Source organism: Pseudomonas sp. Mn2068, assembly GCF_049319725.1.
GTDB classification, from domain to species: Bacteria; Pseudomonadota; Gammaproteobacteria; order Pseudomonadales; family Pseudomonadaceae; genus Aquipseudomonas; species Aquipseudomonas gingeri.
In genome coordinates, this window is sequence record NZ_JBMOUG010000006.1 from 314,033 (window position 1) to 336,704 (window position 22,672).

Below are 22,672 nucleotides of genomic sequence, written 5' to 3' on the forward strand. Positions count from 1 at the left end.
GCTCCAAAAGAGGTCCCCATGACCATCAGCGACGCCCTGCACAGACTGCTACTCGACAACCTGACCACCGCGACCATCCTGCTCAATGCCGAACTGCGCCTTGAGTACATGAATCCGGCGGCCGAAATGTTGCTCGCCATCAGCGGCCAGCGCAGCCATGGTCAGTTCATCAGCGAGCTGTTCACCGAATCGACCGAGGCCCTGAACTCCCTGCGCCAGGCCGTCGAGCAGGCGCACCCGTTCACCAAGCGCGAAGCCATGCTGACGGCGCTGACCGGCCAGACCCTGACCGTCGACTACGCCGTGACACCGATTCTCAGCCAGGGTGAAACCATGCTGCTGCTGGAAGTCCATCCCCGTGATCGCCTGCTGCGCATCACCAAGGAAGAGGCCCAGCTGTCCAAGCAGGAAACCACCAAGATGCTGGTGCGCGGCCTGGCCCACGAGATCAAGAACCCCCTCGGCGGGATTCGCGGCGCCGCCCAGTTGCTGGCCCGCGAACTGCCGGAAGAAAGCCTCAAGGACTACACCAACGTCATCATCGAGGAAGCCGACCGCCTGCGAAACCTGGTGGACCGCATGCTCGGCTCGAACAAGTTGCCATCGCTGTCCATGACCAACGTCCATGAAGTCCTGGAGCGGGTCAGCAGCCTGGTGGAAGCGGAAAGCCAGGGCTGCATCACCCTGGTGCGCGACTACGACCCGAGCATCCCCGACGTTTTGATCGACCGTGAACAGATGATCCAGGCCGTGCTCAATATCGTGCGCAACGCCATGCAGGCCATCAGCAGCCAGAACGAGTTGCGCCTGGGCCGCATCAGCCTGCGCACCCGGGCCATCCGCCAGTTCACCATCGGCCACGTCCGCCACCGCCTGGTGACCAAGATCGAGATCATCGACAACGGTCCGGGCATTCCTGCCGAACTTCAGGAAACCATCTTCTATCCAATGGTCAGTGGTCGTCCGGACGGTACCGGACTGGGCCTGGCCATTACCCAGAACATCATCAGCCAGCACCAGGGCCTGATCGAGTGTGAGAGCCATCCTGGCCATACCACCTTCTCGATCTTCCTGCCCCTGGAACAAGGAGCCGCATCGACATGAGCCGTAGTGAAACCGTGTGGATCGTCGATGACGACCGTTCTATCCGCTGGGTCCTGGAAAAAGCCCTGCAACAGGAAGGCATGACCACCCAGAGCTTCGACAGTGCCGACGGCGTGATGAGCCGCCTGGCCCGTCAGCAGCCGGACGTGATCATTTCCGATATCCGCATGCCCGGCGCCAGTGGCCTGGACCTGCTGGCGCGGATTCGCGAGCAGCACCCGCGCCTGCCGGTGATCATCATGACCGCCCATTCCGACCTCGACAGCGCCGTGGCGTCGTACCAGGGCGGTGCCTTCGAGTACCTGCCCAAGCCGTTCGACGTCGACGAAGCGGTATCGCTGGTCAAGCGCGCTAACCAGCACGCCCAGGAACAGCAAGGCCTGGACGTGCCGCCGACGCTGACCCGAACCCCAGAAATCATCGGCGAAGCGCCGGCGATGCAGGAAGTGTTTCGCGCCATCGGGCGCCTGAGCCACTCCAATATCACCGTGCTGATCAACGGCGAGTCCGGTACCGGCAAGGAACTGGTGGCCCACGCCCTGCACCGCCACAGCCCACGCGCGGCTTCGCCGTTCATCGCGCTGAACATGGCGGCGATCCCCAAGGACCTGATGGAGTCGGAGCTGTTCGGCCATGAGAAAGGCGCCTTCACCGGCGCGGCCAACCTGCGCCGTGGACGCTTCGAACAGGCCGACGGCGGAACCCTGTTCCTCGACGAAATCGGCGATATGCCGGCCGACACCCAGACCCGCCTGCTGCGGGTGCTGGCCGATGGCGAGTTCTACCGGGTCGGCGGCCATACGCCGGTCAAGGTCGATGTGCGGATCATTGCGGCGACCCACCAGAACCTGGAAACCCTGGTCCACGCCGGCAAATTCCGCGAAGACCTGTTCCATCGCCTGAACGTGATCCGCATCCATATCCCGCGGATGTCGGACCGTCGCGAAGACATCCCGACCCTGGCCAAGCACTTCCTCGCCCGTGCGGCACAGGAACTGTCGGTCGAGCCGAAGCTGCTGAAGTCGGAAACCGAGGAATACCTGAAGAACCTGCCGTGGCCCGGCAACGTGCGCCAGTTGGAAAACACCTGCCGCTGGATCACGGTCATGGCCTCCGGTCGCGAAGTGCATATCAGCGACCTGCCGCCGGAGCTGTTGAACCTGCCGCAGGACTCGGCCCCGGTGACCAACTGGGAGCAGGCCCTGCGCCAGTGGGCGGACCAGGCCCTCGCCCGTGGCCAATCGAGCCTGCTGGACAGCGCCGTGCCGAGTTTCGAGCGGATCATGATCGAGACCGCCCTCAAGCACACCGCCGGCCGCCGTCGCGACGCCGCCGTGCTGCTGGGCTGGGGCCGCAACACCTTGACCCGCAAGATCAAGGAGCTGGGCATGAAGGTCGATGGCGCGGACGACGACGAAAGCGACGAGGGCTGACCCCCCGCCTCAAGCCAAACCCCCTGCAGCCCGGTTGCAGGGGGTTTTTTATTGCCCGGCAGACAGATACGTGCCCCCCTGTAGGAGCCGGCTTGCTGGCGATGACGTCGGCAAGGTCGATGCAGGACTTACTGGCCTCATCGCCCGCAAGCCGGCTCCTGCAAGGGAGAGGCATGCACCACGACAATGCACATTGAACCGCTATCGGGCAGGAATCCGGGTGGCGCCAGCGTCACCCGCTTTTGCCTGCCCCACCGGGAACCGCCCGTATTCCGGGGCTTTCAGCTGGATCCTGGAAATTATTGAGCCAGGCATTGGCGCTTTGCAAAAGCTGGCACGCCCCCTGCAATACCCCTGGTACAACCCAGTTTTGGGGACCTTGGTACAGGCAGGCCGGGGAATCCCCTTCTTTACACCCGGAACTCATACCGCTCACAGCGACGAGTTCCAAACCGTTTCGGGAACCTTGGTACAGGCAGGCCGGGGATTCCCTCTTTAACAGCCGGGATTCATACCGCTCACAGCGACGAATCCCAAACCGTTTTGGGGACCTTGGTACAGGCAGGCCGGGAATCCCCTTCTTTACAGCCGCGACTCACACCGCTCGAAGCGACGAGTCCGATACCGTTTTGGGAGCTTTGGTACAGGCAGGCCGGAGATTCCCTCTTTTATTCCTCACGGAGATTGACCACCAATCTCCAGCGCCCATCGACCTCCGCACCGGCCCACTCGCCCTGCAGGGGACGCGCGGCCAGCAGCGTCACCAACAACCCCTTGTCACTCAGGCGCACCCGCCAGTTGGCGTCCCTGCCGGCCACCGTCAGGCGACCGTTCTGCGCCTTGCCCTCGGCATCGATCAACAGCGCCACGGTGCCATCGACCTGCTCGCCATGGATCTTCGGCTCGGCACTGAACCACAGCACCAGCGTATCCGGCGCCGCCTCGACCTGCTGCAACAGCAAGGGCTCGGGCGCGGTCAGGCGACCGATCATCAGGCCCACCATCAGGCCGACAATCGCCAGGGATCCCAGCACCCGCGGCAATAGCTTCGGTCGCGGGTCCTCTTCGGGGGTAGAATGCTGCCCATCTTCATCTTCGGAGCCGTGCATGTTTCACGTCATCCTTTTTCAACCAGAAATTCCGCCGAATACCGGCAACGTTATCAGGCTGTGCGCCAACAGCGGCTGCCACCTGCATTTGATCGAACCCATCGGCTTTGAACTGGACGACAAGCGCCTGCGCCGGGCCGGTCTCGACTATCACGAGTACGCCACGCTCAAGACCCACCCGGACCTCGCCAGTTGCCTGGAAAGCCTGGGCCATCCACGGCTGTTTGCCTTCACCACAAAGGGCTCGCGCTTGTTCCACGATGCCCGGTTCGCCGAGGGCGATGCCTTTCTCTTCGGCCCGGAAAGCCGTGGACTGCCGGCCGAGGTGCTGGACGCGCTGCCCGGCGAGCAACGCCTGCGCCTGCCGATGCGCGAAGGCTGCCGGAGCTTGAACCTGTCGAATACGGTAGCGGTGGCAGTCTACGAGGGCTGGCGCCAGCTGGGTTTCGCCTGAATAAAAAAAGCGCCGGTGACGGCGCTTTTTTTACAGGAGCCTGGAGCGTTTGCACACTCCATCAGAGCCTGGGTGCCTCGTGGGAGCCGGGCTTGCCCGCGAAGCTCTTGGCGTTCTTGAGGGCCCCTTCGCTGGCAAGCCAGCTCCTACAGGTTCAGCATTACTGAACGGTCTGCGAACCTTCTTCCTGCAGGCGCTGCAGCTCTTGCGCGTACAGGGCATCGAAGTTCACCGGGGCCAGCATCAGCGCCGGGAACGAACCACGGGTCACCAGGCTGTCCAGGGTCTCGCGGGCGTACGGGAACAGGATGTTCGGGCAGAACGCGCCCAGGGTGTGGCTCATGGAAGCCGCGTCGAGGTTCTTGATCAGGAAGATGCCTGCCTGTTGAACTTCGGCGATAAACGCAACTTCTTCACCGTTCTTGACGGTAACCGACAGGGTCAGCACCACTTCGTGGAAGTCGCCTTCCAGGGCTTTCTGGCGGGTGTTGAGGTCCAGGCCGACGCTTGGCTCCCACTGCTGGCGGAAGATCGCCGGGCTTTTCGGAGCTTCGAAGGACAGGTCACGCACATAGATGCGCTGCAGGGAGAATTGCGGTTGGCTTTCTTCGTCGCCGGCAGCTGTGTTCTGTTGGTCAGTCATCGCAGATCCTTCTTGATCTTCAGGTCTTTAGGGTTTCAGAGTCAGACGTTGAGCAGTGCGTCCAGTTTACCGGCGCGCTCGAGAGCGAACAGGTCGTCGCAACCACCGATGTGCTTGCTGCCGATCCAGATCTGCGGCACGGACGTACGCCCGGCTTTGTGAGCCATTTCAGCACGCACTTGCGGCTTGCCATCGACCTTGATCTCTTCGAAGGCAATCTGCTTGCTCGCCAGCAGGTGCTTGGCACGCGAGCAGTACGGGCAATAATCGCTGGAGTAGACGACAACCTGGGTCATATCACTTCACCAATGGCAGATTGTCGGCTTTCCAGCTGGAAATACCACCGGACAGCTTGGCCGCGGTGAAGCCGGACTTGAGCAGTTCGCGGGCGTGGGTCCCGGAGTGCTGGCCCTGGGCGTCGACCAGAATCAGGGTCTTGGCCTTGTGTTTTTCCAGTTCGCCGACACGAGCCATCAGCTTGTCCTGGGGAATGTTCAGCGCGCCGACGATGTGACCGGCAGCAAAATCCTTGCTCGGACGCAGGTCGATGACCACGCCCTGGTCTTTGTTGACCAGCGCGGTCAGCTGGCCCGTGCTGAGGCTCGCGCCCCCACGGCTCATTTCATGAGCGATCAGCAATGCCAGCAGCAGCACGAAGGCACCGGCTAACAAATAGTGGCTAGAGGCAAATTCAATCAGGTGAGCAACCATCAGGAGGTTCCAGGGCGTTAAAATGTCGGCCAGTATACACAGCCGTCAAGGTGGGCCAAACCCCGCCCGGCGGTGACTGCGTTTGAACTTGGCTTTAAACTGCGACTCTTTTTTCCATGTCCTTTCAATCCCGCCGCGAGAGCCATCCATGACTACCACGCCTAAACCTTTGGTCCTGATCATCCTGGATGGCTTCGGTCACAGTGAGAGCCATGACTACAACGCCGTCTATTCGGCCAGCAAGCCGGTACTCGACCGCCTCACCGCGACCATGCCCAACGGCCTGATCTCGGGCTCCGGCATGGATGTCGGCCTGCCGGACGGGCAGATGGGCAACTCGGAAGTCGGTCACATGAACCTCGGCGCCGGCCGGGTGGTGTACCAGGACTTCACCCGCGTCACCAAGGCCATCCGTGACGGCGAATTCTTCGAAAACCCGACCATCTGCGCCGCCGTGGACAAGGCCGTGGCCGCCGACAAGGCGGTACATATCCTTGGCCTGCTGTCCGACGGTGGCGTGCACAGCCACCAGGACCACCTGGTCGCCATGGCCGAGCTGGCATTCAAGCGCGGCGCGCAGAAGATCTACCTGCACGCCTTCCTCGACGGTCGCGACACCCCGCCGAAAAGCGCGCAGTCGTCCATCGAGCTGCTGGATGAAACCTTCCGCACCCTGGGCAAGGGCCGTATCGCCAGCCTGGTGGGGCGTTATTTCGCCATGGACCGTGACAACCGCTGGGACCGCGTGGCCCAGGCCTACAACCTGATCGTCGACGGCCAGGCCGAATTCCAGGCCGCCACCGCCCAGGACGGCCTGCGGGCCGCCTACGAGCGCGGCGAAAGCGATGAATTCGTCAAGGCCACCAGCATCGGCGAAAAAGTCCGGGTCGAAGATGGCGACGCCGTGGTCTTCATGAACTTCCGCGCCGACCGCGCCCGCGAACTGACCCGCGTGTTCGTCGAAGACGACTTCAACGACTTCGAACGCGCCCGCCAGCCGAAACTGGCCGGCTTCATCATGCTGACCCAGTACGCCGCCAGCATTCCCGCCCCTTCGGCCTTCGCCCCGGGCAGCCTGGAAAACGTGCTGGGCGACTACCTGGCGAAAAACGGCAAGACCCAGCTGCGTATCGCCGAGACCGAAAAATACGCCCACGTGACCTTTTTCTTCTCCGGCGGCCGGGAAGAACCCTTCCCGGGCGAGGAACGCATCCTGATCCCGTCGCCAAAAGTCGCCACCTACGACCTGCAACCGGAGATGAGCGCCCCGGAAGTCACGGACAGGATCGTCGACGCCATCGAGCACCAGCGCTATGACGTGATCGTGGTCAACTACGCCAACGGCGACATGGTCGGCCACAGCGGCGTGTTCGACGCGGCCGTCAAGGCCGTGGAATGCCTGGATTTGTGTGTAGGACGTATCGTCGAGGCCCTGGACAAGGTCGGCGGCGAAGCACTGATTACCGCCGACCATGGCAACGTCGAGCAGATGGAAGACGAATCCACCGGCCAGGCCCATACCGCCCACACCACCGAGCCGGTACCGTTCATCTACGTCGGCAAGCGCGAGCTGAAAGTCCGTGAAGGCGGGGTATTGGCCGACGTCGCACCGACCATGCTCAAGCTTCTGGGCCTGAAGCAGCCAGAAGAGATGACCGGCACATCGATCCTGACGGACCGCTAAAAGCCAAAAATCAGGCCGACAGCGGGTTGTCGGCCTACCTCTTTATCGGAAACGCCTGAAAGCAACCGCTTTTGGACGTTTTTTTTGCAGCGCGTGGCGGGCATACTAGGCCGTCCCGTTCCCAGGTGTCGCCCGCCCCATGCTTCGCGCCCTTATCGCCCTAGCTCTGATCTGCCTGCTCCAACCGGCCTTCGCCGACGAGCGCGCGCAAACCCAACAACAGTTGGACGCTACGCGTCAGGACATTGCCGAACTGAAGAAGCTGTTGGGCAAGCTGCAGGAAGAAAAGTCCGGCGTGCAGAAAGACCTGCGCGGCACCGAAACCGAGATGGGCAAGCTGGAGAAGCAGGTCGAAACCCTGCAGAAAGAGCTGAAAAAGAGCGAAAGCGAACTGCAGCGGCTCGATGGAGAGAAAAAAAAACTCCAGAGCGCGCGCACTGAACAACAGCGACTGATCGCCATCCAGGCCCGTGCCGCCTACCAGAGCGGTCGCCAGGAATACCTCAAGCTGCTGCTCAACCAGCAGAACCCGGAAAAATTCGCCCGCACCCTCACCTATTACGACTATCTGAGCCAGGCCCGCCTGGAACAGCTGAAGAACTTCAACGAAACCCTGCGCCAGCTGGCCAATGTCGAAAACGACATCAATCTGCAGCAGGCCCAGTTGCTGGTGCAGAAAAGCAGCCTCGACAGCCAGCGCGACGAACTGGACAAGGTCCGCAAGGAACGCCAGGCCGCCCTCGCCAAGCTCAACGAAGACGTGAAGGCCCGCGACCAGAAGCTCGCCGCCCGCGAACAGGACCAGGCCGATCTGTCGAAAGTCCTGAAAACCATCGAAGAAACCCTGGCACGCCAGGCCCGCGAGGCGGAAGAGGCGCGCCAGAAAGCGCTGCTCGCCCAGCAGGAAGCGGAAAAAAAGCGCCAGCGTGAGGCCGAGGCCCTGGCCAGCAAAGGCGATGACAGCCCGCGCAAACCGCCCAGATCGGCGCCCGGCCCCCTGGTTTCCAGCGCAGGAGAATCCTTCGGCGGCCCTTTTGCTTCAGCGCGCGGCAAACTTCCATGGCCAGTTGATGGTCGATTGCTTGCGCGCTTCGGAGAAACCCGTGGTGATGACGCCCGGACCAAGTGGGACGGCGTGATGATCAGCGCCGCCGCCGGCAGCCAGGTGCACGCCGTGCACGGCGGTCGCGTGGTGTTCGCCGACTGGTTGCGGGGGGCCGGCCTGCTGGTGATTCTCGATCACGGCAACGGCTACCTGAGTTTGTACGGCCACAACCAGACGCTGCTCAAATCAGCGGGCGATGTGGTAAAAGCCGGTGAGTCGATCTCTACTGTAGGCAACAGTGGCGGTCAGGACGCACCAGCGTTGTATTTCGCTATACGTCAGCAGGGTCACCCGAGTGATCCAGCACAATGGTGTCGCGCGCAAGGATAGGCGCCGTACCTTATTTAGGAGTTCGTTCGACATGCTGCATTTGTCCCGCCTCACCTCGCTGGCCCTGACGATCGCCCTTGTGATCGGCGCGCCCCACGCGTTCGCTGCGCAACCTGCCCAGCCCGCACCGGCGGCCGCTCCTGCCGTCACCGCCAAGGCTCCGCTGCCGCTCGACGAGCTGCGCACCTTCGCCGAGGTCATGGACCGGATCAAAGCCGCCTATGTCGAACCCGTGGACGACAAGACCCTGCTGGAGAATGCCATCAAGGGCATGCTCAGCAACCTCGACCCGCACTCCGCCTACCTGGGGCCGGAAGATTTCGCCCAGTTGCAGGAAGACACCAGCGGCGAGTTCGGTGGCCTGGGCATCGAAGTCGGTGCCGGCGAGGAAGGTATCGTCAAGGTCGTCTCGCCGATCGATGACACACCGGCATCCAAGGCCGGCATCGAAGCCGGCGACCTGATCGTCAAGATCAACGGCCAGCCGACCCGCGGCCAGACCATGACCGAAGCCGTCGACAAGATGCGCGGCAAGGTCGGGCAGAAGATCACCCTGACCCTCGTACGCAACGGCGGCGCGCCGTTCGACGTGACCCTGACCCGGGCGATCATCCGCACCAAGAGCGTGCGCAGCCAGTTGCTGGAAAACGGCTACGGCTATATCCGCATCACCCAGTTCCAGGTCAAGACCGGCGAAGAGGTCTCCAAGGCCCTCGCGGCCCTGCGCAAGGAAAACGGCAAGAAGCTCAACGGCATCGTCCTCGACCTGCGCAACAACCCGGGCGGCGTGCTGCAGGCGGCGGTGGAAGTGGTCGACCACTTCATCACCAAGGGCCTGATCGTCTACACCAAGGGCCGCATCGCCAACTCCGAGCTGCGCTTCTCGGCCACCGGCCACGACGAGAGCGAAGGCGTGCCGATGGTGACGCTGATCAACGGCGGCAGCGCCTCGGCATCGGAAATCGTCGCCGGCGCCCTGCAGGACCAGAAACGTGCCGTGCTGATGGGCACCACCAGTTTCGGCAAGGGCTCGGTGCAGACCGTGCTGCCGCTGAGCAATGATCGCGCGCTGAAGATCACCACGGCGCTGTACTTCACGCCGAACGGCCGCTCGATCCAGGCCCAGGGCATCGTTCCGGACATCGAAGTGCGCCAGGCCAAGGTCACCGGCGCCCAGGATGACGAAACCTTCAAGGAAGCCGATCTGCAGGGCCACCTGGGCAATGGCAACGGCGGCGCCGACAAGCCGAGCGTCAAGCCGGTCAAGGGCAAGGCGCGCCTGCAGGACGACGACTACCAACTGGGGCAGGCCCTGAGCCTGCTCAAGGGCCTGAGCGTCACGCGCGGCAATTGAGATGCCGCGCTGGTCACTGCCTGCTCTGTTCGGATGGCTGTTCGCCTGCCTGATCGGCGTTGCCCACGCAACGCCGGTCGACGCGCCCAAGCCGCCGAAAGCCTATCTCACGCTGATCATCGACGACCTGGGGCAGAACCTGCCCCGGGACCGTCGCGTGCTTGCCCTGCCCGGCCCGGCCACGCCATCGATCATGCCCGACACCCCGCACGCCGCCGAGTTTGCCCGCGAGGCGCACAAGGCCGGCAAGATCGTCATGCTGCACATGCCCATGGACCCGGCAACCGGCCCCTTCGCCTGGCATCCTGAACTGCCCCTGGACGAGTTGCAGAAGCGCCTCGCCGCGGCGTTCAAGGCGGTGCCCTATACCAGTGGCGTGAACAACCACGAAGGCAGCCGCATGACCGCCGAACCGGTGGCCATGGCCTGGCTGATGGGCGAACTGCAACGACGCAACAAGTTCTTTGTCGACAGCCGCACCAGCGCCCGCACCGTCGCCGCCTCCGAAGCACAGAAGATCGGCCTGGCGAGCGTCTCGCGGGACGTATTCCTCGACAACGAGCGCACCGAGCCGGCCATCACCGCCCAGCTGGAAACGGCGATCAGGCTGGCACGCAAGCAGGGCACGGTCGTGGTCATCGGCCACCCGTACCCGCAGACCCTGGCGGTCCTGGAACGCGAGCTGCCGCGGCTCAAGGAACAGGGCATCGAGTGGATCGATATCAGGTCGATGATCGCCCTGCGCGGCAACCAGGCGACCGAAGCCCATGGCAAGCAGGGCGTGTACCACTAATCCCCGGCTGAACGCCCCTACAGGTAGCGAGCGAAGATCAGATCCACGCCACCTTCGCGGCGCAGTTGGTCGAGGGCGGCCTGCAAGCGGGCGACGACGGCATCGGGGACGTCCTTGTTGAGGGCCAGGTAGAGCGACGCGCTGTTGAAGCGCAGGACCGTCTTGAGCCCGGAAACCCCCTCCTGCCGCGCCAGGTAGCGCCCGGCGGGATCGCCCGAGGCCCACAGGTCGATCTGGCCGTCCATCAGCTTCCTCGCGTTATCCTGGTCACGCAGGGCGATCACCGGGTTGAAGCCGTGCTGCTCCAGGTACTCGGCGATGGCGTCGCCCTTGTAGGCGCCGATCCTGTAGCGGTGAGCCTGCTCGACACCGGCCAGGGCGATCTTGCTGTCACCCTTGGCCAGCAGCACCCAATCGTCCGGACCGATGGGACCGACCCACTTGAACAGCGTTTCGCGCTCGGGCAGGCGGGCCATGACGAATACGCCATAACCGGGCTTTTCCAGGGCAAGCTTGTAGATCCGCTCCCAGGGGAAGCGCAGGGTCAGGCTGTAGGGGATGCCGGCACGCTTGAAGGTTTCGCGCACGATATCGGCGGCGATGCCTTCGATATTCTCGTCCTGGGCGAAGTTCTTGCCGTTTTTCGCCATGTTGTAGGGCGGGAAGTTTTCCGTCAGCAGGACAATTCCGCCATCGGCGGTGTCCGCGGCGACTGCCGCGCCCGAGAACAGCCCGATCAGGCAGGAAAGCGCGAGGAAAAAGCGTTTAGACATAGTGGGTAACCGGAATCCATAGCGGCCTCAAGAGTGACTTGGGGCCGTCATGCTGTCCAGCGGTCTGTTGGGCTCAGCGCACCACGATACCGCGCGCGGCCATGTAGGCCTTGGCTTCCGGCACGGTGTACTCGCCGAAGTGGAAGATGCTCGCCGCGAGCACGGCGCTGGCATGGCCTTCGAGGATCCCGTCGGCCAGGTGCTGGAGATTGCCGACACCGCCGGAGGCGATCACCGGAATGCCCAGGGCATCGCTGATGGCGCGGGTGACGCCGAGGTCGAAACCGTTCTTCATGCCGTCCTGGTCCATGCTGGTCAGCAGTATCTCGCCGGCCCCCAGGCCTTCCATCTTCTTCGCCCACTCCACCGCATCCAGCCCGGTAGGCTTGCGGCCGCCGTGGGTGAAGATTTCCCAGCGCGGGGTTTCGCCCGGCAGCGAAACCTTCTTCGCATCGATGGCAACCACGATGCACTGCGAACCGAAGTGCTGCGCCGCTTCGCCGACGAACTCGGGATTGAACACCGCCGCGGTGTTGATCGAGACCTTGTCGGCACCGGCATTGAGCAGGTTGCGGATGTCCTGCACGGTGCGCACGCCACCGCCCACGGTCAACGGGATGAAGACCTGGCTGGCCATGCGTTCGACGGTATGCAGCGTGGTGTCACGGCCATCGACGCTGGCGGTGATATCCAGGAAGGTGATCTCGTCGGCACCCTGCTCATCGTAGCGCCGGGCGATTTCCACCGGGTCGCCGGCATCGCGGATATTCTCGAACTTGACGCCCTTGACCACGCGACCGTTGTCGACGTCCAGGCAAGGGATGATGCGTTTGGCCAGCGCCATGGTCAGTCCTCAGCCTGTGTACGAATCGCAGAAGGCTTGCGCCTCGGCGACGTCGAGAGTGCCTTCGTAGATCGCCCGGCCAGTGATTGCGCCGATGATGCCCGGCGCCTTGGCGTCGAGCAGCGACTTGATGTCACCCAGGTTGTGGATGCCGCCGGAAGCGATCACCGGAATCTTCGTCGCAGCGGCCAGGGCGGCGGTGAAAGGCACGTTGCAGCCCTGCATCATGCCGTCCTTGGCGATGTCGGTATAAACGATCGAGGACACGCCGTCGGCTTCAAACTGCCTGGCCAGGTCGATGACCTGCACGGTGCTGATTTCAGCCCAGCCATCGGTGGCGACGAACCCGTCCTTGGCATCCAGACCGACGATGATCTTGCCCGGGAACGCACGGCAGGCTTCAGCGACGAACGCCGGATCTTTCACGGCTTTGGTGCCGATGATCACGTAGCTCACGCCCGCCTTGACGTAGTGCTCGATGGTTTCCAGCGAACGGATGCCGCCGCCGATCTGGATCGGCAGGTTCGGGTAGCGCCTGGCGATCGCGGTGACCACTTCGCCGTTGACCGGCTGGCCTTCGAAGGCGCCATTGAGGTCGACCAGATGCAGACGGCGGCAGCCGCCCTCTACCCACTTGGCAGCCATGCTCACCGGGTCTTCGGAGAACACCGTGGAATCTTCCATGCGGCCCTGGCGCAGACGTACGCAGGCACCGTCTTTGAGATCGATAGCGGGAATAATCAGCATCTGGCAAACCTTAAAGTCGTTTTTTCAGCTTCACTCGGAAATCAGTTTTTCTCGAGCGCCCACAGGTCGCTTTCGATGCTCTCGAACCTTTCCTTAAGGTGCGTCTGCACATCGAAAATCGCCCTGTTGTAATAGTGCGGAGCAATTTCGCGGGTAAACAGGTCGAGGATTTCAGCCGCTTCGAACGAACCCAGGTTCAGTTCGAAGCGATCTTCCATGAAGCGCTTGATCTTGTGATTGGCCTCGCTCTCCTGTTCGGGAGTGAGGGTCAGGATCGGCGGCTTGCTCTTCTTCGCGGCCATTTACCAGCGCCCGTCCCAGGCGGCGAAATTCTGCAGCAGTTGCAGGCCGTGGGTATGGCTCTTCTCCGGGTGGAACTGCACGGCGAAGCGCGAGCCCTCGGCCAGCGCCGCGGCGAAGTCGACGCCGTAGTGACCGTTGCCCACCACCTGCCGCGGATTGCCGGCGGTGATGTAGTAGCTGTGCACGAAGTAGAAACGCGCCAGGTCCGGGATGTTGTGCCACAGCGGGTGGTCCACCGCCTGCTTCACTTCGTTCCAGCCCATGTGCGGCACTTTCAGGTGCTCGCCCGCCTCGTGCAGGTCCTTGCCGAAGAACTTCACCTGGCCGGGGAACAGGCCGATGCAGTCGACGCCGTCATTCTCTTCGCTGCGTTCGAGCAAGGCCTGCATGCCCACGCAGATGCCGAGGAACGGACGATCCTGGCTGACTTCACGCACCAGCGAGTCGAAGCCCAGGCGACGAATCTCCGCCATGCAGTCGCGAATCGCGCCAACACCGGGGAACACCACCCGGTCCGCTTCGCGAATCACCGCGGCATCGCTGGTGATCAGCACCTTGCCGGCACCGACGTGCTCGAGGGCTTTCGCCACCGAGTGCAGGTTGCCCATGCCGTAATCGATAACCGCGACCGTCTGCATTACAGGACGCCCTTGGTCGATGGCATCTGCCCGGCCATGCGCTCATCCAGTTCGACGGCCATGCGCAGGGCACGACCGAAGGCCTTGAACACGGTTTCGATCTGGTGGTGGGTGTTGGTGCCACGCAGGTTGTCGATGTGCAGGCTGACCAGCGCGTGGTTGACGAAGCCCTGGAAGAATTCCTGGAACAGGTCGACGTCGAAGCCGCCGACGGTGGCGCGGGTATAGGGCACGTGCATCTGCAGGCCAGGACGGCCGGAGAAGTCGATGACCACGCGCGACAGCGCTTCATCGAGCGGCACATAGGCGTGGCCGTAGCGACGGATGCCCTTCTTGTCGCCGATGGCTTTGGCGAAGGCCTGGCCCAGGGTGATACCGACGTCTTCCACGGTGTGGTGGTCGTCGATATGCAGGTCGCCCTTGCACTCGATATCCAGGTCGATCAGCCCGTGACGGGCGATCTGGTCGAGCATGTGTTCAAGAAAAGGGACTCCGATATCAAATCGGGCCTTTCCGGTGCCATCCAGGTTGATCGAGGCTTTGATCTGGGTTTCCAGAGTGTCGCGCTCGACGGACGCCTTACGTTCGGCCATCACCAGCTCCGCAAAATCATTGGGCGAAAAAGGCAACCATTATAGGGGCGCGGACGGCAAACAGAAACACGGAAGGTGAACTCCCTGACGGGCTGGAACCAGCACCGCCAGGGATGTACCTGTCAGGACAAGCAGAAACGTTGTCCGAAGAGAATCGCAATACCTTGGCACTGTACCGCTGTGTAGGAGCCGGCTTGCTGGCGATGGCGATTGGACAAGCGACCTGTTCGTCGCCTGACACACCGCCATCGCCAGCCAGCCAGCTCCTGCGAGACGATGATCAGTGGAACAGCACAGCAGTCTTTTGCAGCGTGACCCACACACCCCACGCCAGAGGAATGCCCACGACCAGCCAGGCGGCGATCGCCATCGGCTTGCTGCCAGGGGAAGCTTTCCACTCCAGCACGGTGGTGCTGTCGGCGCCCTTGTCATGACCCAGCGCCTGTTCGGCGGCCAGTTCGGCGTCGGTCATGAAGTACTTGTCGGCCACCGGACGCACCAGCAGGTTGCAGATGAAACCCAGCACCAGCAGGCCGGCGAGGATGTACAGGGTGATGTCATAGGCCGCGGCGCGTTCCACGCCGATGCTCAGCTGATACTCACGCAGGTAGTTCACCAGCACCGGACCGAGCACGCCGGCCGCGGCCCAGGCGGTCAGCAGGCGACCGTGGATTGCACCGACCATCTGTGTACCGAACAGGTCCGCCAGGTAGGCTGGGACCGTGGCGAAGCCGCCGCCGTACATCGACAGGATCACGCAGAACGCCGCCACGAACAGGGCGATGCTGCCCAGGTGACCGAGGCTCGGTACCGACGCATAGAGCGCGAAGCCCAGGGCGAAGAACACGAAGTAGGTCGCCTTGCGGCCGATATAGTCGGAGAACGAGGCCCAGAAGAAGCGGCCACCGATGTTGAACAGGCTCAGCAGACCGGTGAAGCCGGCCGCGATGGCGGCGATCTGGCCCAACTGACCGGCGTCCAGCTGACCGAAGGTCAGGCCGTTGCCGAGCAACTTGCCGGCGAAGACTTCCTGCAGCAGCGGCGAAGCCATGCCGAGGATACCGATACCGGCGGAAACGTTCAGGCACAGCACCAGCCACACCAGGCGGAACTGCGGGGTCTTCCAGGCCACGTTCACATGCACGTGACGATGGGTAATCATCGCGTTGGTCGCCTTCTTCACCGGCGCGGTCCAGCCTTCAGGCTTCCAGCCGGTCGGCGGTACGCGGTACGACAGCGCGCCACCGATCATGAAGATGAAGTAGATCACCGCCATCACCACGAAGCTCTGCCATACGCCGACACTGGTCGGCGAAGCGAAGTGGCCCATCAGCGCCGCCGCCAGCGGAGCACCGACCATCGCGCCACCACCGAAGCCCATGATCGCCATGCCGGTCGCCATGCCGCGCTTGTCCGGGAACCACTTGATCAGGGTCGACACCGGCGAGATATAGCCCAGGCCCAGCCCGATACCACCGATCACGCCGGAACCGATCCACATCAGCCAGATCTGGTGGGTATAGACCCCCAGTGCCGAAATCAGCAGGCCACCGCACCAGCACAGTGCAGACACCACACCGGCCTTGCGCGGCCCGGCGTGTTCCAGCCAGCCGCCCCAGATCGCTGCCGAGCAGCCGAGGAAGATGAAGAACAGGGTGTAGATCCAGCCGAGCATCGAGATCGGCCAGTCACATTGCGACGAGAACACTTGTGCGATGAAGCTCATGTCCGGTGCGCAGGCGACCGGTGCGGTAATGCCCAGGGCCTTGGACAGCGGCAACCAGAACACCGAGAAGCCGTAGGCCATGCCGATGCACAGGTGGATGGCCAGGGCGGCCGGTGGGACCAGCCAGCGATTGAAGCCTGGCTTGGCGATGATGCGTTCTTTTGACAGGAACGCTGGCTCGGTGGCGAGGCTGCCAGCCGTGGTGCTAGTGCTCATTGGTGTTTCCCCCATTGGAATAATGGTTCGACAGCAACACTTCACTCCGACCTTTTGGTGCACACAGGCATGGTCGTTTTATCGAGTAAAGCTCAGAAACGCGACAATACGTCGCAGAGGGGCTGACGAACGTCGGAAGATTACCATTTGCTCGTGACAGAAAAACCAAACTGATATCGTCTTTTGTAATCCAACTGCATTGAAAGCGTGCAGAGCGCCTGCCGGCGCCCCGGAACGGCAGGCGGATGTTTGGCAGCCATCTGAATTGTGCGTGCGAAAATTTACCCTGAACCCCGACGCAGCAGAGCAGCCTGTGACAGAAAATTCGCCAGTGCCCCTAACCAGCGGGCGTCGGGCCACGCAGGCAGGCCATCTCGGGAACCGGGTGCCGGCAACCAGGCTTCATTTGCCTGCGCGGACGCTGCAGGTAGTATCCATGCTCTGCCATCTGCCCCGCGGCGTTATACTTGCGGGCTAACTTCATATTCGACTGACTACAAGGACTCGCCCATGAAAGCGTTCGGCAAAATCCTGGGTCTGGTACTTCTCGGGTTGTTGCTGATCATCGTGGCACTGGGCTTCGCCCTCACCCACTGGTTCGATCCCAACGACTATAAAAACGAGATTCGCCAGATGGCCCGCGACAAGGCCCACATTGAGCTGACGCTCAATGGCGACATCGGCTGGAGTCTGTTCCCATGGCTGGGCCTGGAGCTGCACGACGCCAGCGTCGCGACCCTGGCCAATCCGACCAAGCCCTTTGCCGACCTGCAGATGCTCGGCCTGTCGGTCCGCGTGCTGCCGCTGCTGCGCCGCGAAGTGCAGATGAGCGACGTGCGCGTCGAAGGCCTGAACCTGATGCTCAACCGCGACAAGGACGGCCACGGCAACTGGGAAGACATCGGTCGCCCACTGCCGGGCGCCACACCGGCCGGGGCAACCGGCCAGGCCTCGGGTGCGCCCGAGGTGGCCGGCAATGCCGAAGCGGAAAAACCTTCGCAGCCGATCCGCCTGGATATCGACAGCCTGACCGTGAACAACGCCCGGGTCGAATTCAGCGATGAAAAGACCGGACGCCAGATCACCTCGGAAAGCATCCAGCTGAGTACCGGCGCCGTTCATGAAGGCAAGGACATCTCGGTCAAGCTGACCGCCTTCTTCGGCACCAACCAGCCGGTGCTGCGGGCCAGGACCGAACTCAACGGCGAACTGCGCTTCGACCGCGCGCTCAAGCGCTACCAGCTCGCCGACATGCGCCTGACCGGCGAAGCCTCGGGCGACCCGTTGCAGGGCAAGAGCCTGACCTTCTCGGTCCAGGGGCAACTACTGGTGGATATGGCGGCGAACGTCGCCGAATGGACCAACCTCAAGCTGTCGGCCAACCAGTTGCGCGCCATCGGCGAGCTGAAAGCCAACGACCTCGACAAGACGCCCCAGATCAACGGCGGCCTGTCGATTGCCCAGTTCGACCTGATGAAATTCCTCGACAGCGTCGGCCAGCCGCTGCCACCGGTGGCCGACGGCAGCCTGAGCAAGGTCGAGCTGGTGACCCGCCTGAGCGGTACGCCGACCAGCCTCGCACTGGACAACATCAACCTGAAACTCGACGACAGCAGCATCAGCGGGCGGATCGCCGTCGAGGACTTCGCCAAGCAGTCCCTGCGCGTCCAGCTCAAGGCCGACAAGTTCGACGCCGATCGCTACCTGCCGCCCAAGTCGGCGGATGCCGACAGCGCCTCGAAAGTCCGCCAGGCCGAAGTCATGAGCAGCGAAGCCAATGCCGTCGCCGGCACCACGCCACTGCCCGACGCACCGACCAAGGGCGCCTGGAGCAATGACAAACTGTTGCCCATCGAACGCCTGCGCAGCCTGGACGTGGACGCCGACCTGAACTTCGACCAGTTGATCCTGAAAAAGCTGCCGATCGACAACGCCGCCATCAAGGCCACCGGCCAGGGCGGCCTGCTGACCCTCGCCAGCCTGCGCGGCGATCTCTACAACGGCAGTTTCGACACCAAGGGCAGCCTCGACGTACGCAACGACCAGCCACGCCTGAACCTGCAGACCCGGTTGAACAAGGTGCCGGTCGAGCGCGTACTGCAGGCCCAGGGACAGAAGCCACCGGTCAAGGGCGCGCTGACCCTCACCAGCGACCTGAGCGGCACCGGCAACAGCGAAAAAGCCCTGATCGACAGCCTCAACGGCACCGCCAGCTTCGTCCTCAATGACGGCGTGCTGCTCAATGCCAACCTGGAACAACAGCTCTGCACCGGCATCGCCCTGCTCAACCGCAAGACCCTGAGCAGCGAGCCGCGTGGCAAGGACACCCCGTTCCAGGAGCTCAAGGGCAGCCTGACGATCCGCAACGGCGTCGCCAGCAACCCGGACATGAAGGTGCGCATTCCCGGCCTCACCGCCAACGGCAATGGCGATATCGACCTGCGCGTGCTGGGCATGGACTACCGCCTGGGTATCGTCGTCGAAGGCGACAAGAGCGACATGCCGGACCCGGCCTGCCAGGTCGGCGAGAACTTCGCCGGGATCGAATGGCCGCTGCGCTGCCGCGGCCCCCTGGAACTCGGGGCCAAGGCCTGCCGTATCGACAAGGACGGCCTCGGCCAGGTGGCCGCGCGCATGGCCGGCAACAAGCTGAGTGAAAAGATCGACGAAAAGCTCGGCGACAAGGTCAGCCCGGAACTGAAAAACGCACTCAAGGGGCTGTTCAAGCGATGAGAGCCGAACAGTTTTCAACGGCGGTACTGGATTGGTATGACCGTCACGGCCGCCACGACCTGCCCTGGCAACAGGGCATCACGCCATACCGGGTGTGGGTCTCGGAAATCATGTTGCAGCAGACCCAGGTCAGCACCGTGCTGAACTATTTCGACCGGTTCATGGCGTCCCTGCCGACGGTCGAAGCCCTGGCCGCCGCACCGGAAGACGAAGTGCTGCACCTGTGGACCGGCCTGGGCTACTACACCCGCGCGCGCAATCTGCAGAAGACCGCGAAGATCGTCGTCGCCGAACACGGCGGCGAATTCCCGCGGGATGTCGAGAAGCTCACCGAACTGCCGGGGATCGGCCTGTCCACCGCCGGCGCCATCGCCAGCATCAGCATGGGCCTGCGCGCACCGATCCTCGACGGCAACGTCAAGCGGGTGCTGGCGCGTTATACCGCCCAGGAGGGCTACCCCGGCGAGCCGAAGGTCGCCAGACAGCTCTGGGCCAACGCCGAGCGCTTCACGCCCCACGCCCGGGTGAACAACTACACCCAGGCGATGATGGACCTGGGAGCGACGCTCTGCACCCGCAGCAAGCCCAGTTGCCTGCTGTGCCCGCTGGAAAGCGGCTGCGAAGCGCACAAATATGGCCTGGAGACCCGCTACCCGATTCCCAAGCCGCGCAAGAGCGTGCCGCAGAAGCGCACGCTGATGCCACTGCTGGCCAACCGCGAAGGCGCCATCCTGCTTTACCGCAGGCCTTCCAGCGGTCTCTGGGGCGGTTTGTGGAGCCTGCCGGAGCTGGATGGCCTCGACGACCTGCCGCATCTTGCCCTGCAACACTCGCTGGAACTGGGGCGCCAGCAGGAACTGCCGAGCCTGACGCACACCTTCAGCCACTTCCAGCTGGCCATCGAGCCGTGGCTGGTGCGGGTCGAAGAGTCGGCCCATCACGTGGCCGAGGCCGACTGGCTCTGGTATAACCTCGCCACCCCGCCGCGCCTGGGCCTTGCCGCCCCGGTGAAAAAGCTGCTCAAACGCGCAGCCGACGTATTGAATGCAGGAGAGTTGCAATGACCCGCACCGTGATGTGCCGCAAGTACCAGGAAGAACTGCCGGGCCTGGAGCGCCCTCCGTATCCGGGCGCCAAGGGCCAGGATATCTACGATCACGTGTCCCAGAAGGCCTGGGGCGACTGGTTGAAGCACCAGACCCTGCTGATCAACGAAAAGCGCCTGAACATGATGAATGCCGAAGACCGCAAATACATCCAGGGCGAGATGGACAAGTTCTTTTCCGGCGAGGAATACGCCAAGGCCGAAGGCTACGTTCCACCGGCCGAATGACCCTGTGTTTTCGCGGTTGGAGTCGTAAGCGACGGTAATAATTAAATTTTTTTTGAAATCGTGCTTGACGACTCCTCGAAAAACCCTTTTAATGCGCCCCGTTGCCCAGATAGCTCAGTCGGTAGAGCAGGGGATTGAAAATCCCCGTGTCGGCGGTTCGATTCCGTCTCTGGGCACCACTAATTACTTTCAGGTGGTGTCAAAAGCATCTGAAAACTGAAAAACCCGCCAAGCGCGGGTTTTTTATTGCCTGGAATTTGGTAGCGTCGGGTTCTGATAAAAGCGGTGACGAGGCATGCCTGCAAGCCTCGCTGCAAACGCAAGGAACCTGCCCAATGACCACCTCCGAGTGCCCATCCGCCCTTTCCCCCGCAGACTGCATTGCCGTGCCCTTTATCGAGGCCGCGGTCGATGGTTTTGTACTGGGTGGCTTCACCTGGCGCCACGGCGAGCACAAGGCCGGGCGCCCGGTGGTCATCATCAGCGCCGCCACCTCGTTGCGCTGCCGCTACTACTCGCGCTTTGCCGACTATCTGTTCGCCAATGACTTCGACGTGATCACCTACGACTATCGCGGCATCGGCGAATCGCGCCCCGCCTCCATGCGCGGACTCGACGCGTCGTGGACCGATTGGGGCGCGCTGGATTTCGAATCGATGCTGCTGCGGGCCAGTCGCGAATTCCCCGGCCAGCCGATCGATGTCGTCGCCCACAGCTTCGGCGGCTGCGGCGCGGGACTGGCGGCATCGGGACAGTTGATCCGGCACCTGGTGACCGTCGGCGCGCAATTCGCCTACTGGCGCGACTACGCATCCGCCTCCCGCTGGAAGATGTTCGCCAAGTGGCACGTGGCGATGCCGCTGCTGACCCGCCTCTACGGCTACTTCCCGGGCAAGCGCCTCGGCTGGCTGGAAGACACCCCCGCCGGCGTGGTGGCGGACTGGAGCACCCCGACGGCGGCCTACGAGAAACGCCCCAGCGCACGAAAGCTCGCCGCCCTGCCGTTTTCCCGCGTACAGGCGAAAATCCTCGCCATCAGCCTCACAGACGATCCTTTCGGCACGATAGCGGCCATAGAGCGCCTCCTGGGTTACTTCACCAGCAGCGAACGGACCCACCTGCGAATCGCCCCTGAAGAGATTGCCGAAACCGAAGTGGGGCATTTCGCGTTCTTTCGTAGCCAGTACCAGGAAAAGCTTTGGCCGATTGCGCTGCACTGGCTGAGGAAAGGAGAGCTGATGACGCAGACGCCAGGGCAGATCGTTGCGCGTTGAGGCGTGAGGCACCGCGTCATGGGTGGAACCGCGCCCGCTATCGTCCTGGGGCCCGGGAAAAATGCGCTTTGGCATTGCGCCGGTTCACAGGGATAATTCCCCACTTATCTCCTCCCGAAAGCACCTGAGCCCATGGCATCCGAGAACAAGCAACACAAACGCGCGCAGCGGGCGAAAGCCAAGGCCAAGCAGAACCGTACCCGTCGCGCCGAGCCGGCCGAGTCGCTGCCGGTGGACGACGATCGGATCGATTTCGAATCGGTCGACCTGACCGACCTCTTCAAGCGCATGCGCAACGCCGAAGCCACCAGCCAGCAGGCCATGTGCGGCGTCTTCCTGGAAGACCCGCTGCTGGAACTGGTACTGGAGCAGGAAGGCGAGGAAGGGGCGACGGATTTCATCCTGTCCGCCCTGATCGAATATCGCCAGTGGGCCACCGAAGCCAGCGAAGAAGCCGCCCTGGCCTGGATCGAGAGCCCGGCCTTCCAGGCCGACTATGTCGCCGCCTCGCAAGCCCTGCAGAAAGCCGCCGACTAGCAATGTCGGGGTATCGGATACCCCGCATCATCGTTCACGATCATCGCCGGCAAGCCGGCTCCCACAGCCTGGTGCATGACGCCAATCTTGCTGGTGCATGACACCAGCCTTGTGGGAGCAGGCTTTCCGGTGCATGACACCAACCTTGTGGAAGCCGGCTTGCCGGTGCATGACACCAACCTTGTGGGAGCCGGCTTGCTGGCGATGAGGCCTTCATGACCCACGAAAGCCCCAC

Annotated in this window: 23 protein-coding genes and 1 tRNA gene; 13 read left to right on the forward strand and 11 right to left on the reverse strand. The window is 63.0% G+C overall.

What is annotated here, in order from left to right; translation table 11 throughout:
- Positions 1-18 precede the first annotated feature (18 nt).
- Together glnL and ntrC are read left to right on the forward strand one after the other, a co-directional pair.
- Positions 19-1,104 (forward strand): nitrogen regulation protein NR(II), encoded by a 1,086-nt coding sequence (gene glnL / locus ACL9RJ_RS16480; protein ID WP_017126975.1) that lies wholly within the window; start codon positions 19-21, stop codon positions 1,102-1,104.
- Positions 1,101-2,537 carry a nitrogen regulation protein NR(I) gene (gene ntrC / locus ACL9RJ_RS16485; protein WP_017126976.1) on the forward strand — a complete coding sequence of 479 codons (1,437 nt, stop codon included), beginning with the start codon at positions 1,101-1,103 and terminating at the stop codon, positions 2,535-2,537. The genes glnL and ntrC overlap by 4 nt, the downstream gene beginning before the upstream one ends.
- A 668-nt stretch (positions 2,538-3,205) precedes the next feature.
- On the opposite strand, the gene ACL9RJ_RS16490 is transcribed toward ntrC, so the two are convergent.
- Complete coding sequence (locus ACL9RJ_RS16490; RefSeq protein WP_177083550.1) at positions 3,206-3,646, reverse strand: hypothetical protein; 441 nt, start codon at positions 3,644-3,646, stop codon at positions 3,206-3,208.
- On the opposite strand from ACL9RJ_RS16490, the gene ACL9RJ_RS16495 reads away from it, so the two are divergent.
- Complete coding sequence (locus ACL9RJ_RS16495; RefSeq protein ID WP_017126978.1) at positions 3,645-4,100, forward strand: tRNA (cytidine(34)-2'-O)-methyltransferase; 456 nt, start codon at positions 3,645-3,647, stop codon at positions 4,098-4,100. The two genes, ACL9RJ_RS16490 and ACL9RJ_RS16495, sit on opposite strands and share 2 nt — an antisense overlap.
- Before the next feature lie 160 nt (positions 4,101-4,260).
- On the opposite strand, the gene secB is transcribed toward ACL9RJ_RS16495, so the two are convergent.
- The 3 genes from secB to ACL9RJ_RS16510 are packed head-to-tail and all read right to left on the reverse strand — an operon-like array spanning position 4,261 to position 5,454.
- Positions 4,261-4,743, reverse strand: a complete 483-nt coding sequence (gene secB, locus ACL9RJ_RS16500; protein WP_017126979.1) for a protein-export chaperone SecB — start codon at positions 4,741-4,743, stop codon at positions 4,261-4,263.
- Between the two features lie 41 nt (positions 4,744-4,784).
- Positions 4,785-5,039, reverse strand: a complete 255-nt coding sequence (gene grxC / locus ACL9RJ_RS16505) for a glutaredoxin 3 (RefSeq protein ID WP_017126980.1) — start codon at positions 5,037-5,039, stop codon at positions 4,785-4,787.
- Between the two features lies 1 nt (position 5,040).
- Complete coding sequence (locus ACL9RJ_RS16510; protein ID WP_017126981.1) at positions 5,041-5,454, reverse strand: rhodanese-like domain-containing protein; 414 nt, start codon at positions 5,452-5,454, stop codon at positions 5,041-5,043.
- A 148-nt stretch (positions 5,455-5,602) separates the two neighbouring features.
- Here ACL9RJ_RS16510 and gpmI point away from each other — a divergent pair, with 148 nt between their 5' ends.
- The 4 genes from gpmI to ACL9RJ_RS16530 all read left to right on the forward strand — a co-directional run bounded on the left by gpmI (position 5,603) and on the right by ACL9RJ_RS16530 (position 10,720).
- The gene (gene gpmI, locus ACL9RJ_RS16515) at positions 5,603-7,138 is read left to right on the forward strand and encodes a 2,3-bisphosphoglycerate-independent phosphoglycerate mutase (RefSeq protein WP_422765466.1); all 1,536 of its coding nucleotides are present in this window, start codon (positions 5,603-5,605) and stop codon (positions 7,136-7,138) included.
- A gap of 139 nt (positions 7,139-7,277) precedes the next feature.
- Positions 7,278-8,573, forward strand: a complete 1,296-nt coding sequence (locus tag ACL9RJ_RS16520; RefSeq protein WP_017126983.1) for a murein hydrolase activator EnvC family protein — start codon at positions 7,278-7,280, stop codon at positions 8,571-8,573.
- A gap of 31 nt (positions 8,574-8,604) precedes the next feature.
- Positions 8,605-9,927, forward strand: coding sequence for a S41 family peptidase (locus ACL9RJ_RS16525; RefSeq protein WP_017126984.1), 1,323 nt, complete (start codon positions 8,605-8,607; stop codon positions 9,925-9,927).
- Between the two features lies 1 nt (position 9,928).
- Entirely contained in the window at positions 9,929-10,720 is a 792-nt protein-coding gene (locus tag ACL9RJ_RS16530; RefSeq protein WP_017126985.1) for a divergent polysaccharide deacetylase family protein, read from the forward strand.
- A gap of 17 nt (positions 10,721-10,737) precedes the next feature.
- On the opposite strand, the gene ACL9RJ_RS16535 is transcribed toward ACL9RJ_RS16530, so the two are convergent.
- The 7 genes from ACL9RJ_RS16535 to ACL9RJ_RS16565 all read right to left on the reverse strand — a co-directional run bounded on the left by ACL9RJ_RS16535 (position 10,738) and on the right by ACL9RJ_RS16565 (position 16,560).
- Positions 10,738-11,493 carry a substrate-binding periplasmic protein gene (locus tag ACL9RJ_RS16535; protein WP_177118544.1) on the reverse strand — a complete coding sequence of 252 codons (756 nt, stop codon included), beginning with the start codon at positions 11,491-11,493 and terminating at the stop codon, positions 10,738-10,740.
- 73 nt (positions 11,494-11,566) lie between these two features.
- Positions 11,567-12,337 carry an imidazole glycerol phosphate synthase subunit HisF gene (gene hisF / locus ACL9RJ_RS16540; RefSeq protein WP_017126987.1) on the reverse strand — a complete coding sequence of 257 codons (771 nt, stop codon included), beginning with the start codon at positions 12,335-12,337 and terminating at the stop codon, positions 11,567-11,569.
- A gap of 9 nt (positions 12,338-12,346) precedes the next feature.
- Positions 12,347-13,084 (reverse strand): 1-(5-phosphoribosyl)-5-[(5-phosphoribosylamino)methylideneamino]imidazole-4-carboxamide isomerase, encoded by a 738-nt coding sequence (hisA, locus tag ACL9RJ_RS16545; protein ID WP_017126988.1) that lies wholly within the window; start codon positions 13,082-13,084, stop codon positions 12,347-12,349.
- Positions 13,085-13,125: 41 nt separating this feature from the next.
- Positions 13,126-13,386 (reverse strand): DUF2164 domain-containing protein, encoded by a 261-nt coding sequence (locus ACL9RJ_RS16550; protein ID WP_017126989.1) that lies wholly within the window; start codon positions 13,384-13,386, stop codon positions 13,126-13,128.
- On the reverse strand, positions 13,387-14,025 hold the full coding sequence (gene hisH, locus ACL9RJ_RS16555) for an imidazole glycerol phosphate synthase subunit HisH (protein ID WP_017126990.1): 639 nt from the start codon (positions 14,023-14,025) through the stop codon (positions 13,387-13,389).
- Positions 14,025-14,618, reverse strand: a complete 594-nt coding sequence (gene hisB, locus ACL9RJ_RS16560) for an imidazoleglycerol-phosphate dehydratase HisB (protein WP_007909204.1) — start codon at positions 14,616-14,618, stop codon at positions 14,025-14,027. Before hisB ends, hisH begins: the two co-directional genes overlap by 1 nt.
- A gap of 280 nt (positions 14,619-14,898) precedes the next feature.
- Positions 14,899-16,560 (reverse strand): OFA family MFS transporter, encoded by a 1,662-nt coding sequence (locus ACL9RJ_RS16565; RefSeq protein ID WP_017126991.1) that lies wholly within the window; start codon positions 16,558-16,560, stop codon positions 14,899-14,901.
- A 510-nt stretch (positions 16,561-17,070) separates the two neighbouring features.
- On the opposite strand from ACL9RJ_RS16565, the gene ACL9RJ_RS16570 reads away from it, so the two are divergent.
- From ACL9RJ_RS16570 to ACL9RJ_RS16595, 6 genes are all read left to right on the forward strand, one after another.
- Positions 17,071-19,293, forward strand: coding sequence for an AsmA family protein (locus ACL9RJ_RS16570; RefSeq protein ID WP_017126992.1), 2,223 nt, complete (start codon positions 17,071-17,073; stop codon positions 19,291-19,293).
- Complete coding sequence (gene mutY, locus ACL9RJ_RS16575; protein ID WP_017126993.1) at positions 19,290-20,357, forward strand: A/G-specific adenine glycosylase; 1,068 nt, start codon at positions 19,290-19,292, stop codon at positions 20,355-20,357. The genes ACL9RJ_RS16570 and mutY overlap by 4 nt, the downstream gene beginning before the upstream one ends.
- On the forward strand, positions 20,354-20,626 hold the full coding sequence (locus tag ACL9RJ_RS16580) for an oxidative damage protection protein (RefSeq protein ID WP_017126994.1): 273 nt from the start codon (positions 20,354-20,356) through the stop codon (positions 20,624-20,626). Before mutY ends, ACL9RJ_RS16580 begins: the two co-directional genes overlap by 4 nt.
- 103 nt (positions 20,627-20,729) lie before the next feature.
- A tRNA-Phe gene (locus tag ACL9RJ_RS16585) sits at positions 20,730-20,805 on the forward strand.
- Between the two features lie 156 nt (positions 20,806-20,961).
- Complete coding sequence (locus ACL9RJ_RS16590; protein WP_422765468.1) at positions 20,962-21,900, forward strand: alpha/beta fold hydrolase; 939 nt, start codon at positions 20,962-20,964, stop codon at positions 21,898-21,900.
- 132 nt (positions 21,901-22,032) lie between these two features.
- On the forward strand, positions 22,033-22,437 hold the full coding sequence (locus ACL9RJ_RS16595; protein ID WP_017126996.1) for a hypothetical protein: 405 nt from the start codon (positions 22,033-22,035) through the stop codon (positions 22,435-22,437).
- Positions 22,438-22,672 lie beyond the last annotated feature (235 nt).

What these genes read in the sequence shown, in the direction of transcription:
- ACL9RJ_RS16595 (WP_017126996.1), top strand. Translation starts at nt 22,033, where the DNA reads ATGGCATCCGAGAACAAGCAACACAAACGCGCGCAGCGGGCGAAAGCC.
- hisB (WP_007909204.1), bottom strand. Translation starts at nt 14,618, where the DNA reads ATGGCCGAACGTAAGGCGTCCGTCGAGCGCGACACTCTGGAAACCCAG.
- secB (WP_017126979.1), bottom strand. Translation starts at nt 4,743, where the DNA reads ATGACTGACCAACAGAACACAGCTGCCGGCGACGAAGAAAGCCAACCG.
- gpmI (WP_422765466.1), top strand. Translation starts at nt 5,603, where the DNA reads ATGACTACCACGCCTAAACCTTTGGTCCTGATCATCCTGGATGGCTTC.
- hisF (WP_017126987.1), bottom strand. Translation starts at nt 12,337, where the DNA reads ATGGCGCTGGCCAAACGCATCATCCCTTGCCTGGACGTCGACAACGGT.
- ntrC (WP_017126976.1), top strand. Translation starts at nt 1,101, where the DNA reads ATGAGCCGTAGTGAAACCGTGTGGATCGTCGATGACGACCGTTCTATC.
- ACL9RJ_RS16495 (WP_017126978.1), top strand. Translation starts at nt 3,645, where the DNA reads ATGTTTCACGTCATCCTTTTTCAACCAGAAATTCCGCCGAATACCGGC.
- ACL9RJ_RS16550 (WP_017126989.1), bottom strand. Translation starts at nt 13,386, where the DNA reads ATGGCCGCGAAGAAGAGCAAGCCGCCGATCCTGACCCTCACTCCCGAA.
- ACL9RJ_RS16580 (WP_017126994.1), top strand. Translation starts at nt 20,354, where the DNA reads ATGACCCGCACCGTGATGTGCCGCAAGTACCAGGAAGAACTGCCGGGC.
- ACL9RJ_RS16565 (WP_017126991.1), bottom strand. Translation starts at nt 16,560, where the DNA reads ATGAGCACTAGCACCACGGCTGGCAGCCTCGCCACCGAGCCAGCGTTC.
- ACL9RJ_RS16525 (WP_017126984.1), top strand. Translation starts at nt 8,605, where the DNA reads ATGCTGCATTTGTCCCGCCTCACCTCGCTGGCCCTGACGATCGCCCTT.
- mutY (WP_017126993.1), top strand. Translation starts at nt 19,290, where the DNA reads ATGAGAGCCGAACAGTTTTCAACGGCGGTACTGGATTGGTATGACCGT.
- glnL (WP_017126975.1), top strand. Translation starts at nt 19, where the DNA reads ATGACCATCAGCGACGCCCTGCACAGACTGCTACTCGACAACCTGACC.
- ACL9RJ_RS16530 (WP_017126985.1), top strand. Translation starts at nt 9,929, where the DNA reads ATGCCGCGCTGGTCACTGCCTGCTCTGTTCGGATGGCTGTTCGCCTGC.
- ACL9RJ_RS16590 (WP_422765468.1), top strand. Translation starts at nt 20,962, where the DNA reads ATGACCACCTCCGAGTGCCCATCCGCCCTTTCCCCCGCAGACTGCATT.
- ACL9RJ_RS16490 (WP_177083550.1), bottom strand. Translation starts at nt 3,646, where the DNA reads ATGCACGGCTCCGAAGATGAAGATGGGCAGCATTCTACCCCCGAAGAG.
- ACL9RJ_RS16520 (WP_017126983.1), top strand. Translation starts at nt 7,278, where the DNA reads ATGCTTCGCGCCCTTATCGCCCTAGCTCTGATCTGCCTGCTCCAACCG.
- hisA (WP_017126988.1), bottom strand. Translation starts at nt 13,084, where the DNA reads ATGCTGATTATTCCCGCTATCGATCTCAAAGACGGTGCCTGCGTACGT.
- grxC (WP_017126980.1), bottom strand. Translation starts at nt 5,039, where the DNA reads ATGACCCAGGTTGTCGTCTACTCCAGCGATTATTGCCCGTACTGCTCG.
- ACL9RJ_RS16570 (WP_017126992.1), top strand. Translation starts at nt 17,071, where the DNA reads ATGAAAGCGTTCGGCAAAATCCTGGGTCTGGTACTTCTCGGGTTGTTG.
- hisH (WP_017126990.1), bottom strand. Translation starts at nt 14,025, where the DNA reads ATGCAGACGGTCGCGGTTATCGATTACGGCATGGGCAACCTGCACTCG.
- ACL9RJ_RS16535 (WP_177118544.1), bottom strand. Translation starts at nt 11,493, where the DNA reads ATGTCTAAACGCTTTTTCCTCGCGCTTTCCTGCCTGATCGGGCTGTTC.
- ACL9RJ_RS16510 (WP_017126981.1), bottom strand. Translation starts at nt 5,454, where the DNA reads ATGGTTGCTCACCTGATTGAATTTGCCTCTAGCCACTATTTGTTAGCC.